At 41.4% G+C, this 14,983-nt stretch carries 13 protein-coding genes; 4 read left to right on the top strand and 9 right to left on the bottom strand.

Annotation, left to right across the window (positions count from 1 at the left end):
- Positions 1 to 41: 41 nt before the first annotated feature.
- Positions 42 to 4,721: an AAA domain-containing protein gene (locus I6E61_RS09690; RefSeq protein ID WP_197133884.1), complete on the bottom strand. Its 4,680-nt coding sequence runs from the start codon at positions 4,719 to 4,721 to the stop codon at positions 42 to 44.
- Between the two features lie 428 nt (positions 4,722 to 5,149).
- Here I6E61_RS09690 and I6E61_RS09685 point away from each other — a divergent pair, with 428 nt between their 5' ends.
- The 3 genes from I6E61_RS09685 to I6E61_RS09675 all read left to right on the top strand — a co-directional run bounded on the left by I6E61_RS09685 (position 5,150) and on the right by I6E61_RS09675 (position 7,366).
- Positions 5,150 to 6,397, top strand: coding sequence for an FAD-binding oxidoreductase (locus I6E61_RS09685; protein ID WP_197133882.1), 1,248 nt, complete (start codon positions 5,150 to 5,152; stop codon positions 6,395 to 6,397).
- 59 nt (positions 6,398 to 6,456) lie between these two features.
- Positions 6,457 to 6,795: a RidA family protein gene (locus I6E61_RS09680; protein ID WP_197133983.1), complete on the top strand. Its 339-nt coding sequence runs from the start codon at positions 6,457 to 6,459 to the stop codon at positions 6,793 to 6,795.
- A gap of 319 nt (positions 6,796 to 7,114) precedes the next feature.
- Positions 7,115 to 7,366, top strand: a complete 252-nt coding sequence (locus I6E61_RS09675) for a hypothetical protein (protein WP_320158584.1) — start codon at positions 7,115 to 7,117, stop codon at positions 7,364 to 7,366.
- Between the two features lie 147 nt (positions 7,367 to 7,513).
- Here I6E61_RS09675 and I6E61_RS09670 read toward each other — a convergent pair whose 3' ends face one another.
- Positions 7,514 to 8,014, bottom strand: coding sequence for a lactoylglutathione lyase family protein (locus I6E61_RS09670; protein WP_194197411.1), 501 nt, complete (start codon positions 8,012 to 8,014; stop codon positions 7,514 to 7,516).
- A gap of 105 nt (positions 8,015 to 8,119) precedes the next feature.
- Between I6E61_RS09670 and I6E61_RS09665 the strand changes: the two genes are divergently transcribed.
- Positions 8,120 to 8,989: a LysR family transcriptional regulator gene (locus I6E61_RS09665; protein WP_197133880.1), complete on the top strand. Its 870-nt coding sequence runs from the start codon at positions 8,120 to 8,122 to the stop codon at positions 8,987 to 8,989.
- A 64-nt stretch (positions 8,990 to 9,053) separates the two neighbouring features.
- Here I6E61_RS09665 and I6E61_RS09660 read toward each other — a convergent pair whose 3' ends face one another.
- The 7 genes from I6E61_RS09660 to I6E61_RS09630 form a co-directional block, all read right to left on the bottom strand.
- The gene (locus I6E61_RS09660; protein WP_197133878.1) at positions 9,054 to 10,190 is read right to left on the bottom strand and encodes a glycerate kinase; all 1,137 of its coding nucleotides are present in this window, start codon (positions 10,188 to 10,190) and stop codon (positions 9,054 to 9,056) included.
- A gap of 53 nt (positions 10,191 to 10,243) precedes the next feature.
- A complete protein-coding gene (locus tag I6E61_RS09655; protein WP_197133876.1) occupies positions 10,244 to 11,602 on the bottom strand; it encodes a GntP family permease in 1,359 nt (452 codons plus the stop codon).
- 317 nt (positions 11,603 to 11,919) lie between these two features.
- Complete coding sequence (locus tag I6E61_RS09650) at positions 11,920 to 12,144, bottom strand: hypothetical protein (RefSeq protein ID WP_197133874.1); 225 nt, start codon at positions 12,142 to 12,144, stop codon at positions 11,920 to 11,922.
- Between the two features lie 337 nt (positions 12,145 to 12,481).
- Positions 12,482 to 12,988, bottom strand: coding sequence for a 50S ribosomal protein L9 (gene rplI / locus I6E61_RS09645; protein WP_197133871.1), 507 nt, complete (start codon positions 12,986 to 12,988; stop codon positions 12,482 to 12,484).
- A 24-nt stretch (positions 12,989 to 13,012) separates the two neighbouring features.
- The gene (gene rpsR / locus I6E61_RS09640; RefSeq protein ID WP_010198808.1) at positions 13,013 to 13,243 is read right to left on the bottom strand and encodes a 30S ribosomal protein S18; all 231 of its coding nucleotides are present in this window, start codon (positions 13,241 to 13,243) and stop codon (positions 13,013 to 13,015) included.
- A gap of 16 nt (positions 13,244 to 13,259) precedes the next feature.
- On the bottom strand, positions 13,260 to 13,664 hold the full coding sequence (gene rpsF / locus I6E61_RS09635) for a 30S ribosomal protein S6 (RefSeq protein WP_197133868.1): 405 nt from the start codon (positions 13,662 to 13,664) through the stop codon (positions 13,260 to 13,262).
- A 289-nt stretch (positions 13,665 to 13,953) separates the two neighbouring features.
- Positions 13,954 to 14,949 carry an RDD family protein gene (locus I6E61_RS09630; protein ID WP_197133865.1) on the bottom strand — a complete coding sequence of 332 codons (996 nt, stop codon included), beginning with the start codon at positions 14,947 to 14,949 and terminating at the stop codon, positions 13,954 to 13,956.
- Positions 14,950 to 14,983: the final 34 nt, after the last annotated feature.

Below are 14,983 nucleotides of genomic sequence, written 5' to 3'. Positions count from 1 at the left end.
GGCATTGACTGAATTGTATATATTTAAGTGTCAGTCTCTGTTTACGTTTTACTATCTAGGTTGGCATCAATTTCAGTTTCAATATCGATCTGTGGTGCATCAACAGTAGTGACGATTCTAGATTCAACATATGAGCTGCTATATGCTGTGTCGGTAGTGATTGGATAAATCTCTAAACGTTCCAATTCTGCTAATAGATCTTGGATGACTTCACTTTTACGAGTGACAAAAGTGGAGGCAAAGCAGCGCCAGAATTTCCAGCCCGCACGCTCCAAAATACGCTGACGTTGCATATCGCTGTCCCATTTGTCAGGCCCATGATATCTATCACCATCACATTCTATGGCTAAGCTGTTATCGTTTTCACCTTCGACAACCATATCAATTCGGTAAGCACCTGCTTTAACCTGCGGAACCACTCGATAGCCTCTCTCAATCAGAAGATCAAAGATTTCTGTTTCAAAGGGGGTCTCACATTTATCGCGCAAATCAGAAACTTCTTCTTCATCCTGCATGAAAGGTGCTTGAAAGTGTTTGATAAGCGCTGATCGATAGTGATCGGCTTGGCTTAGCTCATCCAGTTCAATACTGCGCACCAAATACATTCTATCGCGCGCTCGTGAGGCCGCGACATTCATCCGCTGGGCGAAGGTGTCTCTCGTTTGTGCATGGGCAGCTCCGGGTGCCACGACTAATGATAAAAACATGATATCGCGCTCTTTACCCTGAAAGGTTCTAGCATCACCGCAGGCAATATCAAAAGTGGTCATCACGGCTTCATCCAACTCTTTATTGAGTATCTCCATAATGTTGTGTGCTTGCTTATTGCCTAGCAATGAGACAACACCGATGGTTTTACCTTTGTAAGCTGGGTCAGAGACGAGGGTTTTGATTTCATCGACAATAAATCTGGCTTCTGATGGGTTAATATCAGAGCCTTTAAGACGATAGCCATCGGTGACATAAATATCAATCAATGGCGGGTCCAAGCGCTCTGAGGGTTTGGCTTTACGCAAAGGTATCAGCTCATGGTTATAAAACTCACGTTTTGAGAACTCAATAATAGGTGCAACACTGCGAAAATGTTCTTTTAGCATCACACTGCTATCTGCAAAAACGACTTTAAATAAATCATATATTGAGCGATCAGGTGACATTTGTGAGCGATAAACTGGGACTTGGTTGCTTAAGTACTGTGACATCAGATTGCGAATTTTTTCGATATCGAGACCGACGCCTTCTGGTGATACTTGCTTATCGTCACCAACGATTAATACTTTTTTGGCTCTCATAATGGCTGGCAACGCCGTTAAATCAGATTGAGACGCTTCATCGATGATAACCAAGTCAAAACTGCCAAATTCTGCTGGCAAGGATTCAGAAATACGATAATGCGGCATAATCCAACATGGAATAGCAGCACTTGCTCCCGCAGAGGCTTCGCGCGCTTCACGGCGATAATAGTACGCACCTTTGCCTGTTCCCTTACCGATACGCATAATGGCAGAGCGGTATTTTTCTAAAGATGCTCTCACGTCTGGCGTCGCATTTTCTGCGACCTTTAGCCAAGCTCTTTTGGTGATGGCTTCTTGATAGAGTCTTGCCAGATTTATTTCTAAATTGCCACGAGTTTTGGCCAGTTGAACCAATTCCTTACGACCATCGATACTGTCGATAAAGCTTGTTAATCGATTAAGACGCCAAATTTGTTGCCAGTTATCCGGCAGTAATTCATCAGGTTGCAAGCTATCTGATTGCCAGTGATTCGATGCCAATGTGCCTTGAGAGTTATGACAAGGTTCAAAACGCAATTTTTTTGCCCAAAGTGGTGCACCGTTATCTTCAATGAGCTGGGTAATGTCAGTGACTGTCTGTAAGTCTGTTGCAAGGTTATTCACGCGTTGCAGCTCATTCAACAGCTCTTGATAGTCTGCTTGTAGTTGATCATCAGATAAGCTCGGGTCACCAATATTTTGAGTGACAAAGGCCGTCATTTTTTCACTGATATTGCCTTTACAGTCAGCGAGGTTATCAAGTAATGTCTCTTTTAACGTGAGACTTTCAGCCAGACTATGTCTTTTTAGATGTTGTTTAAGAACACTTTCAATCTCAGCCAAAATATCCGTGTCATAAGGTGCTGCAGAAATAACATCCCAATCTATGAATATAGTGCTTAATGCTTGCTTGATACTGTGCTGTAAGTGGTTACTAGCAACTATTTCGTCATATAGATGAACGGCTGAATGTAATACAGACAAGTTATTAGGCGATACCTCAAATATTGGTAGGAACAGCTCATTTGATAAGGCATTCCAGCGAAGTATAAGCGCTTGAGCTTTTTTTCTAAACGTTATAAAGCTGTATATATATTGCCAATCTGCCGTACTTGATGGTGCTGATGAGACTATCGTAATAGACTCAAGGCTTTTCTTTTCAGCAGACTTACCAAAAATACCAGCGAGACCAAATGGTTTTTTGCCTTCAGATAAATTTTTCACCGCGTCAACGAGCTCTGGATTTCTATCAAAATCATCAGTCATTGTAATAGGTTTGGTTAAATAAATAGTTCTCTCATCAAAAAGCGCTTTGATTTCATCGTTTAGTATAGTTAGATGCCCGATGATGTCTTGCTTGGTCTCATTAGCTAAATGCTGCTGAATATCCGTCGTCCAGCTCTGCCCAACAGTTGCACTTTTTTGCAGCAGATCAGTTAAACGAGATGTATGAGAAGCGACTTCGTGAGCAATATCTAGCGTGCTAGCACTGTCATTGATTAAGCTTGGTAGTTCTCCTTGTTGCTCAGCTGCTTGCGACTCATTGAGGTAACTTAAATCCTTATGAAGTTGCTTTATAGCGTTGGTAGGCGGCATGTCTGCAACAGCAGGAATCTTTTTATCAAGATAACTCAAGTCATGGCTGAGGTTTACTCTTGCGTCTTTTAGCGCTGTGATATCAGCATGAGTAAATCGAGGCTTAAATATCTCTTCTATGCTCAATTTATCTGGAAAGCTTTCGATAAGTTGCCGGTTTCGAGCCACTTCAGTCGCGGCATCTATGGGCTTGATCGTTTCATTATCGATGGTGATATCATCAAGGTTTAACCGTGCCCAAGCCGTAATTTTATTATCCGTGCTGGCCAACTGTGCATGGATGGTATCAATTTGATTGTCAAACATGAGGATGTCTTTTTTGTAGGCCTCACGGTTGATACTAGATACTTCGCTCGATATTTTTTTGATGGTATGTTCAAACTGCTTTAGACCCTCGTTTTCACTGGTCAGCAGGCTAACGGCGAGCGGGCGAATAGATTCAGGCAATTGTCCTTGCAGCACTTTTAGTGCAGGGTCTTTCATCGACGTGACTAGTACCCGCTTGCCAAGTGCTAAGTAATGACAAATGACATTGGCAATAGTATGGGTCTTACCTGTACCAGGCGGACCTTGAACGACCACGCCATCTTGAACATCCAACTGTTGTATGATTTGTACTTGTTCATCGTTAAATGCTTTAGGGAAATATAGCTCGGCTGGCATGCCAGTGTAGCTATCACTGCCACTGACCATAGATAGACCACGATAAGCAGGCAATATGATGTCTTTATTTTCTGTGGCGGGTTCTGTCAGCATTGCTTTAAGAGCGCTCGGCAAATCGATATCAGTGGCTGTTTCGAGCTGAATGGATAAATTGTTCAAATCTTGCAAAAATATATTGTTACTTCTGGGGCGCGCCATAATGACCCAAGTACCAGTGACGATTAGGTTGTTCTGCGCTTTAGGTATTTTTCGATCATCTACACCAGTATGGTCTGGCTGATAAACGCCAGACGAGTCAAGCAAAGTAACGGCTGATTTTAAGATAGGCTCATAGCTACTTGGCAAAAAAGGATTTAATAACACGTCTTCTGAATCATAAAATTCTTTGCTGTTCTTTAATAACTTGGCCAAACCTTGATTTTCTTCTATAGAGAAAGGTTCAGTTTCGAGCGTGGGAGCAGATAGGGTAGGCTTGATGAGTAACGCCATCGTTTTTTGATCTAAGGTAATTTCAACAGATTGCGTCAATAGGGGATACTTTATTTGTTTGCTACTTTGCTCATCATCAGTGCTTTTTCGTATGGCAATACCCACACCCCATACCAGCTCTAGCTGTGCATCGGCGAGATTGCCCTGAAGCTGTTGATTAAGCATAAATAAGCTAGAATACAAAGCAATGCTTTGGCGAACGAGTTTCTCTTGTGCTAGCCAAGGTTGCCAAATATCTTTGAGGTACGTATTGAATTCATCTTGTACCATGTCTTTTTCAGGAAAGTCTTTTAAATAAATCTCTACCTCTAACGATTCATTTTTACGATTATTGTCAACTTCAAACGGAGTGAATACCTCTGTAGATATCAGACCATTATCGATGAAGGGTTGTACAGATGTTTTTTCTTTTAGGGAGGGGCGATCGCCAAACTTGACTGGCGATACTAACCAATTTGCTAACAGCGAGCTGCTAGGTTTAGGCGATGAGTTTTCACGTAATCGTTCTAGGCGTAGCCAAACATTTTCAGCGCTATCATCTGTGATATTTAGGCTAATACCAGGCAGGCCTAATACTTGCTCTTCTGTACAAGTGAAGTCACTGTGCTTCGTAAAGTCTTGAGTAGGTGCTTTTTTCATCAAAGCGCATTGTTTGATGAATTCAATCTGAGAGGCCAGTCTTTGTGCGTAAATACTCATCTATTAAATTTTCCCAATCATCAAAAAACATCGATTAATATCACTGAAATCATGCTAATTTTATCTTTTTAATATCACTTACTCTGTATTTAAAGATAAATAACTTTAAGAAAAAACCAAACTATAGCACAGAAATTTATATCGATAGATGGCAACTGATATTTGTTAAAATTATCGTTAGCAGTCCTTATTATTGATATTATTAATTAATTTTTTTATTAAGTATTTCTACATATCATTTTATAGCTTTGAGTTTCATTCCTATCAAAAATACCTTTTCGAAAACCCCATAACTAAAAGTGTTCAACCCAAAAATATTTTTCAGATAAGGGTTTAATATCTAGCTCAATGCGTTACTATTACCACCTAATTCTGTTAGACCCTCATATTTGATACTCTGTATTAACACCCTAAGAAAAGGATAGGTTATGCGCTATGAAGTGATCGTTATCGGTGCAGGTATGGTTGGCACGTCAGTTGCGTGGCATTTACAAAAAAACAATTCACAAGTATTGATGCTAGACAAGAAACTGCCAGGGTCAGAGACCTCGTATGGTAATGCTGGATTGATTCAGCGCGAAGCCATTCATACCCATCCTTTTCCTCGTCAATTGACTGAGATGATCAGAGTATTACCGAACCAAGGTACTGATATTCGCTATCGTATCCCAGCGATTCTGCGTTACCATCAAGCGCTGCTACAATACTGGAAATACTCTGTACCTGCGACTGTTAAGCAAATCGAATCAGAGTGGCAGACACTGATTGAGCATTGCACCAGCGAACATCAAACGATGATTGAAGCATCTGGTGCTGACGAGCTAATCACGCGTGACGGCTGGTTACAGCTGCATCGTTCTGAAGAGACGTTTAAAGAAGCGCAAGCAGCAGCTATTGATGCACGTAACCAAGGGGTTGAGCATAACGTACTAAACCTTGAAGCACTAAAAGCCATGGAGCCTAGTGCCAATTTTGAAGGTTTCGTTGGTGCGATTCATTGGAAAAACTCTTGGCAAGTATCGAACCCAAGCTCGCTAGTCAAAGCGTATGCAAAAAATTTCCAAGAGATGGGCGGCACGATCAAAGAGAGCGATGTAAAAGAAATCGTACAAGATGGTGAAGGCTGGAAAATCATCACTGATAATGACACTTACTATAGTGATAAGTTGGTCATTGCAGCGGGTCCATGGTCGAACGACTTGATCAGACCACTAGGTTATAACCTGCCATTGTTCCCAATGCGTGGTTATCATCAGCATTTCAAAGTGACGGAAAAAAACACCATCAATCACAGTATGTTTGATATGGACAAAGGCTTCGTAATGGGTCCAATGCAGCAAGGTATTCGTATCACAACGGGTGCTGAGATGACTACTATGGATGCACCAAAGAACTTTGGTCAATTAAAAACCGTACTGAAGCTGGCTCGCAAAATTTTACCATTAGAAGACGCGGTAGAGTCTGAAGCTTGGGCAGGATCACGTCCTTGTATGCCTGATATGAAGCCAGTTATTGGTCCTGCAGACAAGCATGACAAATTATGGTTCGCATTTGGTCACAGTCATCAGGGTTTCACCTTAGGGCCTATGACAGGGCGTTTGGTTGAAGAAATGATTCATGAAAAGCCATTATTGGTAGACCTTGCCCCATTTAGTGCTCAGCGTTTTTCGAAATAAGAGCGTATTTGCTAGATTTATCTCAGACTTAAGTTAATAAATTGAAGGTATATAACATGATAAAGAAGCTACATAGCACGCCACGTATGAGCAGAATTGTCGTCCATAACCAGACCGTATATTTGTGTGGTCAGGTGGGTAATGCAGAAGACGATATCAAAGCGCAAACGTTGACTTGTTTGGAAAAAATCCAAACTTTGTTAGAAGAAGTCGGTAGTGACAAATCAAAGCTGCTGTCAGTAACGGTCTGGATTAAAGACATGGCAGATTTTGCTGCTATGAATGAAGTCTATGACAAATGGTTTGAAGGCATTCAGCCTCCAGCCCGTGCTTGTGGCGAGTCAGCCCTAGCACGCCCTGAGCTATTGGTTGAGATGATCGCCATCGCTGCTGAGTAAAAATTACTCATAGCACCTGTACTAAATAAAAAAGGCCATGATAGCGATATCATGGCCTTTTTATTTTTTTTGTCTTCTCATGGATTGGTTGTCAGCACTTTTTATAAGCTATCGAAGTAGTCTAGAATAAATTTGATCAACTTATGTCTTATAAAATTATGAATTTTTGTGTTACCTGTTACTATACGACAGAAACAATTTTGAGATAATCAATGTATTTTGAGAAGCTGTAATGTCTTCAGCACTCATAACACCAATACTATGAATATTTTTAGCTGGTTGTATTTTGTTTTTATTAGATATTTTTGAGGAAAATCACGTGGAAATTTTAGGTTCTATTATACTTATAATTGCAGGTATTATGATTCTTGTTTATAGCATTAAGTTAATTATCATTGCTTTTCAAGAATCAATACTCTGGGGGCTTTTGTATCTGTTTCTTCCATTTGCCAATTTATATTTTATTATCACTCGCTGGCCAGAATGTAAGTCACCATTTTTGAAATCATTGGTAGCTTTTGCATTTATAGTCTTAGGAGCTGTGATGGCTTCACCATCGATATCGTATTAAAGTAATAGCAATCAATAAATTAGTGACGTGTTCAAAATGATTTACTGCTTGAAATAACTACCTAAAAAATAGCGCCCTCATGATTTGAGGGCGCTATTTTTTAGGTAGTTATTTTATTATCTGATTTATCTGGAATGGAATATAAATTTAGTACGCGCCTTCGCTATAGATAAGCTCGTAGCTGTGGCTATAAATTTCAACGATGTTGCCAAACGGGTCTTCCATATAAATCATGCGATATGGCTTTTCACCAGGGTAGTAGTAACGTGGTTTTTCCATACGCTTTTTACCGCCTGCTGCAACCATACGCTCAGCCAGCTCTTCAACATTTGGATCTTGGACACAGAAGTGGAAGATACCAGTTTTCCAGTATTCAAAATTATTTTCAGGGTTTTCTTGATTTTTGAATTCAAAAATCTCAACACCAATACGGTCACCAGTAGATAGATGAGCGATACGGAAGCTGCCCCAACCTGAACCGAATACTTCAGTACACATCTCGCCAATCGGACTGTCATCTTCGACAATCTCAGTTGGTTCCATGATGGTATACCAACCCATTACTTCAGTATAGAATTTCACGGCTGCATCTAGGTCAGGGACTGAAAGACCGATGTGCGAAAAGCTTCTTGGATAAACGTTGTTCATATTGTGCTCCTGTTTGCTGTACTCTTGTTTAACGTGAGGCCAGTATACAAACAGAAGATAATTACGTAAAATTATCATTTATTATAAAGATAAGTATTAAATGTAATGATAAATATCACATGGCTACGTACCTTCTGCACGCTTGCTGAAGTTGGGCACTTTACTCGTACGGCTGAACGTCTATACATGACGCAGTCCGGTGTGAGCCAGCACATAAGTAAGCTAGAGGAGCAGTTGGATACGGCCTTGTTGATTCGACAAAGAAAGCAGTTCTCATTGACTAATGCAGGTGAGCAGCTGTATAAAGAAGCAGGCGAGATATTGCAGCGCTTATCAAATCTAGAGCAGCGAATCGGTGAGGATCCACCTTATGAAGGTCTAGTGCGACTGATGTCACCGGGTAGTGTGGGGCTTAAGCTGTATCCGCAGCTGTTGACACTTCAGCAGCAGCATCCGAATCTAGTGATTGATTATCGCTTTGCACCCAATGCTGATATCGAACGAGCACTGGCAAATCACGAGATTGATATTGGTTTTATGACGGATATCTCAGGGGATGAGACAGTTAGCTGCAAACCCGTGGCGCAAGAATCACTGATACTAGTGACACCTGCGGCTACAGTAGAGCCAAGTTGGGAGCAGCTCATTGAGCTTGGATTTATTGATCATCCAGATGGTGCACATCATGCAGGCATGCTACTGACTGCTAATTATGAGCAATTCCAACATATCAATGATTTTAAGAAAAAAGGCTTTTCTAATCAGATAGGTTTGATTTTAGAGCCCGTCAGCAGGGGACTTGGGTTTACCGTGCTACCTGCACACGCAGTGGCTGCTTATCCAAAGCCTGAGCTTATTCACAGTCACTATCTGCCCGTTGCCGTTAGCGAGACGCTATATCTTGCCATAAGACGACAGCAGGCACTCTCTAATAGAATGCATACTGTCATTGATGAAGTAAAGAAATGGCTATAGAAATAGAGCAAGGTCAACATAGTATTAATGGATACATACGCTGACTATAAATTATAAATCTAAATTATGCCATTGACTGACCTAATTTGATGGCTGCTGCAATATTAGCTGCTGTCGTTTCGATATTGTCATAAGCCTGACTCAGCACATTATCGAGGGTATCTATCTTTTGAATACTTGGCATGATGACATCGAATTGGCTGGTTTGCGCATGTTTTAGACCGTCTACACTGCCGCAGATAGCGATGACAGGCGTATTACTGGCTTTAGCAATATGACTGATACCGCCTGCCACTTTACCCATGGCAGTCTGTACGTCTAGTTTACCTTCACCAGTGATGACCAGATCAGCCTCAGCGATATGCTCAGACAAATGAGCTACTTCGGCGACGGTGTTAAACCCTGATTTTAACTGCGCGTTAAAAAACGTCATCATCGCATAGCCAAGACCTCCAGCGGCTCCTGCGCCTTCGACATTTTGGCAATCATCATAGCCTTGCTGGTCGCACACAGCCGCAAAGTGACTCAGAGCCTTATCCAGTTCGTTGACTTGCTCTGGATAAGCGCCTTTTTGCGGCCCGAACACGGCACTCGCGCCCAATAGTCCGCATAATGGGTTGGTCACATCACAAGCGACCTCAAATACCGTATCGAGAACCTTTGCATTAAGATGACGATTATCAATCCTATGCAGCTGGGCAAGTGCGCCACCACCATGAGTGAGCAAGCTGTCATTGACATCATGAAATGTCATACCCAGTGCCATGAGCATGCCAAGACCTGCGTCATTGGTTCCACTACCACCGAGGCCAATGATGATACGCTTGGCGCCTTCATCTAAAGCATCAGCAATCAATTCACCGACACCATAACTACTGGTAGTAACAGGGTTACGTTCTGTTGCCTTTAACAAATGTAATCCACAGGCTTGAGCAATCTCGATGACGGCAGTATTATCCGGTAATAGCAAGTATTTAGCCGTGATCGGTCGCATTAAAGGATCATGTACTCTAACGTCTTTCCAGCGTCCGCCTAGCACATAAGACAATACTGCAGAGGTGCCTTCACCGCCATCTGCCATTGGCAATAGCGTATAGTCAGCATCAGGAAATACCTGACTAAAACCAGATTGAATGGCGCGGCAAACATCCAGTGCTTCTAAGCTTTCTTTGAACGAGTCGGGGGCGATTAAAATCTTCATGAATGTCTCTCTGGGTATTTTTGAACGTCTTTTTGGATATTTTCGCGAATGTGTTAAATAAATACTAAGGTTAACAGCCAGATAAACACAATACTGGTCACGCCTTGAATACCAGTTGCCATTGAATGGGCTTTGTATGCCTGTGACACACTCATGCGGCTGAACTGACTGACAATCCAAAAGAAGCTGTCATTGGCGTGTGAGATAGTCATAGCACCTGCACCAATGGCCATCACACAAAATACGCGACCCAGCTCACTGTCTAGACCAATTTGATCCAATAACGGTGCAACCATCGCAGAGGTAGTGACTAGTGCGACGGTGGTCGAGCCTTGGGCAGTCTTTAGTGCAGCAGAGACGATGAATGGCATAAAGATACCAAGTCCTAATGCAGACAATGTCGTACCTAAATAGTCACCGATTGGTGTCACTTTTAGCATGGCACCAAACGCACCACCAGCGCCAGTGATCAATAAGATAGGAGCGGCGACTACCAAACCTTGTGAGATACTGTCACTGATCTGCTGTGTTTTTTGCTCGGTATTAATAAGTAAGAATGATAAAAATAGACCAATGAGCAGTGCCGTTAGTGGATTACCAATGAATACTAAGATGTCTGTCAATGTACCACTACCAAACGGTGCGCTTGGGAAGTTGGCAACAGACGATAAGCAGATCAATAGGATAGGCACGATAATAGGTAAGAATGCCATCGTTGCTGACGGCATATTACTATAGTCATCACGCGTTTTCATGTTTTCAGGTAACGTTGCTGCTGGTGCATCCAGCGCATCTATATTATCAGGCGTCACATTCAGAAAACGGTTAGACCACCACCAGCCAGCCAATACAGCAACGGCTGTCACAACCACACCGACCATGATGACCAAACCTAGATTGGACTCTAATCCTAGGTTGCCTGCCGCGGCAATTGGACCTGGTGTCGGTGGTACGAAAGTATGCGTTGCGTACAAACCCGTGGCTAAGGCAATACTCATCGCCACGCTAGAGACTTTTAAACGCTCGGCCAAGGTCTCTTTTAAAGAGTTTAAGATAATGTAGCCTGAGTCACAGAATACCGGTACTGACACGACTGCACCGACGATAGACATGGTCAGAGTAGGGAAGCGTGGCCCCAAAACTTTGATAACGGTTTCTGCCATGACGATGGCTGCACCAGTTTTCTCAAGGATTAAGCCGATAATGGTACCGAATACAATCACTAGACCGATATAACCTAAGATACCACCGAAGCCATCAGAGATTGTCTTGGCGACAGTATTAAGTGGTACTTGGTAGAATAGTGCCACCAAAAATGCTGACAATATCAACACTAAAAAAGGATGCCACTTTAATTTTGCGGTAGCGAAAATAATAAAAAGAATGGTCAGCACAAGCCAAAATACAATCATCACTGTCTCAATATGGTTTATATCTTAATGGATTATTCACGCGAACAGGCATCAATAACGATACGAAATTTTGAAGGGGCATATTTTATAGTAAATAGACGCGACTAGGAAATACATTCGTGAAATATATGGGGTTATCGATAAGGTTTTTACGATTTACTAGGTATGGCTAAGAGGTAATAAATATATCTTAAGATGCTTTTATGAGGGTTGTTAGCTTATAGAACAGTGATTATTGAATTTTAACCAAAAAAACTGGCCATTTTAAATGACCAGTCGTTGTGCACAGCATGTTTAAAGCAGTATTTAGTTGGTATTTACGCGATTTTATCGAATCGTGCTTTATTACCTTCTGCTACTATCGAGTCGAAACTCACACAGATACCTTCGTTATCCAATGTTGCGTACCAATGGTCGTCGTTACTGCCCGTCATTAGCTGAAAATACTTATCGTTGACGATTCTACCCACGGTATAAACCTCACCTTCTAAGTAAACATCGTTACCTTTGATACATATTAATTTGTCATTAGTGCTTATCATATTATCGTACCTTATTATTATCTACAACTCGGAACCAGTAGAGTAGATATGGCTATAATAGCAATTCATTGCACGGTAATATAGATGCTTTATATATGGTATCTTGTTGTTAAGTATAAGTTTTTTTGGACATTTATTACGGCCAGTTACTGGATTATTTCATTGCAGAAATCTTTAATAAAAGGACAAATATAGCGGAGTTTAAAAGGAGAATATTGTTTGTTAAAATCTCAAACTCAATCCATATTAGACTACTATCGCAAAGCGTAGACGTAAAAAAACCAGTGACATAACATCACTGGTTTTTTATGTAGACTGAAACTAGATATACTAAAGATTACTCTTCAGAATAGTCTTCGCTTTCGTCTGCAACGTCGTCTTCGTCATCGTTGTTACCTTCTTCAGAAAGAATAGTAACTAAGATGCTAGCAGTAACGTCATGATGTAGCTGAATATCAACATTATATTCGCCAACTTGACGTAAAGTGCCTTCAGGAAGCTTGATTTCAGCACGGTCTACTTCTAGACCTGAGTTAGTCAATGCTTCAGCGATATCGCGAGTACCGATAGAGCCAAATAGCTTGCCTTCGTCGCCTGATTTAGCACGCATGATGACGTTAACGTCAGTTAGCGCATCAGCACGTTCTTGAGCAACAGCTACGTCTTTTGCTTCTTCAGCTTCAAGTTCAGCACGACGTGCTTCGAACTTTTCAATGTTAGCTTTAGTAGCAGGTAGTGCTTTACCCAAAGGGATAAGAAAGTTACGTCCGTAACCTGGTTTCACATCGACGGTTTCACCGAGTTTACCAAGGTTGACGATACGCTGTAACAAAATAATTTGCATGAGTCATTCCTAGTTAATTAACGGTTAACCCTGATGGTTATCAGTGTATGGAAGTAGCGATAAGTAACGAGCTTGCTTGATAGCAGTAGCTAGTTGACGCTGATATTTAGTAGATGTACCGGTAATGCGGCTTGGTACGATTTTACCATTATCACTGATATACTGTTTTAGCAATTCAACATCTTTATAATCGATGTGAGTGATGCCTTCAGCAGTGAAACGGCAGAATTTGCGACGGCGATAGAAACGTGCCATGAGTATTCTCCTTTAATTAGTCTTCACTGTTGTCGTTGTCGTCGTTATCGTTTTCACGACTGTCTGGACGACGAGTAGTTGCTTTGCGTGCGCGTTTTTCATCGGCATTCTTGGCTAACTGCGACTCTTCAGTGACGGCGTCGTCACGGCGCATAACTAGACTACGAATGATCGCGTCGTTATAACGGAATAATTCTTCAAGTTCAGCTAAAGTCTCACCGTCAGTTTCAACGTTGAAAAGAACGTAATGAGCTTTGTGAATCTTGTTGATTGGGTAAGCCAATTGACGGCGGCCCCAATCTTCTAAACGATGGATAACACCGTTGTTGTCTTGAACTAACTTGATGTAGCGCTCAACCATGCCGACCACTTGGTCGCTTTGGTCTGGGTGTACAAGTAACACCAGTTCGTAATGTCGCATTATGACTCCTTACGGATTAGTAGCTATTAACCCTATGTTAATAGCAAGGAGATTTATAAGGTAAGCCCGAATCCTATCAAATTTTATAAAAATAATGAGGAATAAGCTTAGTTTATAAAGCGCCGTATTATAACAGTACTTATTCATTAACACAAAGGTTAATCACTGAGGTGCTGTCAATAAAATATAAAAATGGTGAATATGTCTTTACCAATAAAAAAAGCAACGATCATACGTTGCTTTTTTATCATATATAAGACAGACCCTAATAACCAAAATCATAAGACGGTTATTTTGTTTTTGGCTCTTTCACTATCTGACTGCTGTCTGCTTTTACAACTAAGGTTTTAGCAAGTTTGTCATGCCAGCCAATATTTTCAGGGCTTTTTGATGCCATATAGTAGTGAATAGCAATAATCACAAAACCTAAAAAGCTTGTAAATGAGAATAGTAAATTGTAGATAATAAATAGCAGTAACGTACGCATACCAATGAGCTTGATAAAAGAAGGCAGACGATGCGTGGTTTGATCCACGACGCGAATACCGGTAATCAGCTTACCCAGTGATTGACCACGCATGGTAATAAATACCAGCTGCAGTGCAAATAAGCCAAAGACCATAACTTGCGACATCATCAACGTGCTGCTAGGAAGGCTCTCCATCAGCGTCATTGAGTATTGATAAGCCGCGTCCATATCTTGGATGTTTTGGAATTTAGTGTAATCCACATCCATTTTAGTCAATGCCATGACTAGTGGGAAAATAGCTAGTATGTATAACAAGCCATTGAGAGCAGTTGCCAAGACTCGTGACATGATAGGTGCAAGGACAACATTACCGACGACTTTGTCTTTGCTCGAGCCAGCCTTATTGCCAGTAGACTTGTTCAATGACACGTTGTGATGCGGCGTATGATGACGATTGGTTGTCATGTCGGCTTTAGCATCTTTACTGGTATCTTTTGGACGTTCAGGCTTGCCATATAATCTATCTAACGATACTGACTTGCCGTCCTGTCCATCATTGACGTTATCTTCAGGAAAAACGGTAACGTTATTGATAATAGAGTCATTGGCCTGAAGGCTATTAACGTTGGTCGGTCGATAAACCGTTTGGTTATTGGTTAAGTTACCGACGCGCTGCCATTGGTCTAGGCCGTCGTGCCATATCAAATCGTCAAATAATACTTCACCAGATGTGAGCATGATATTGAGCTGATCCAAACTATATGGCCCAGCTTGTACGTTATTTCGAGCAAGGAAAATCTGCATAATTGCCTGCATAGTTAGTCATGTCTTCATACATTATATTAGGGTC

The sequence above is a fragment of the Psychrobacter sp. NZS113 genome (assembly GCF_015864825.1).
Lineage (GTDB): Bacteria > Pseudomonadota > Gammaproteobacteria > Pseudomonadales > Moraxellaceae > Psychrobacter.
The sequence above is the reverse complement of the archived record's forward strand: the minus strand, read 5'-3'. Positions and strand labels throughout refer to the sequence as shown.

Excerpts from the sequence above, each read along its gene's own strand:
- I6E61_RS09690 (WP_197133884.1), bottom strand. The coding sequence starts at position 4,721 with ATGAGTATTTACGCACAAAGACTGGCCTCTCAGATTGAATTCATCAAA.
- I6E61_RS09685 (WP_197133882.1), top strand. The coding sequence starts at position 5,150 with ATGCGCTATGAAGTGATCGTTATCGGTGCAGGTATGGTTGGCACGTCA.
- I6E61_RS09670 (WP_194197411.1), bottom strand. The coding sequence starts at position 8,014 with ATGAACAACGTTTATCCAAGAAGCTTTTCGCACATCGGTCTTTCAGTC.
- I6E61_RS09665 (WP_197133880.1), top strand. The coding sequence starts at position 8,120 with ATGATAAATATCACATGGCTACGTACCTTCTGCACGCTTGCTGAAGTT.
- I6E61_RS09660 (WP_197133878.1), bottom strand. The coding sequence starts at position 10,190 with ATGAAGATTTTAATCGCCCCCGACTCGTTCAAAGAAAGCTTAGAAGCA.
- I6E61_RS09655 (WP_197133876.1), bottom strand. The coding sequence starts at position 11,602 with ATGATTGTATTTTGGCTTGTGCTGACCATTCTTTTTATTATTTTCGCT.
- I6E61_RS09650 (WP_197133874.1), bottom strand. The coding sequence starts at position 12,144 with ATGATAAGCACTAATGACAAATTAATATGTATCAAAGGTAACGATGTT.
- rplI (WP_197133871.1), bottom strand. The coding sequence starts at position 12,988 with ATGCAAATTATTTTGTTACAGCGTATCGTCAACCTTGGTAAACTCGGT.
- rpsR (WP_010198808.1), bottom strand. The coding sequence starts at position 13,243 with ATGGCACGTTTCTATCGCCGTCGCAAATTCTGCCGTTTCACTGCTGAA.
- rpsF (WP_197133868.1), bottom strand. The coding sequence starts at position 13,664 with ATGCGACATTACGAACTGGTGTTACTTGTACACCCAGACCAAAGCGAC.
- I6E61_RS09630 (WP_197133865.1), bottom strand. The coding sequence starts at position 14,949 with ATGCAGGCAATTATGCAGATTTTCCTTGCTCGAAATAACGTACAAGCT.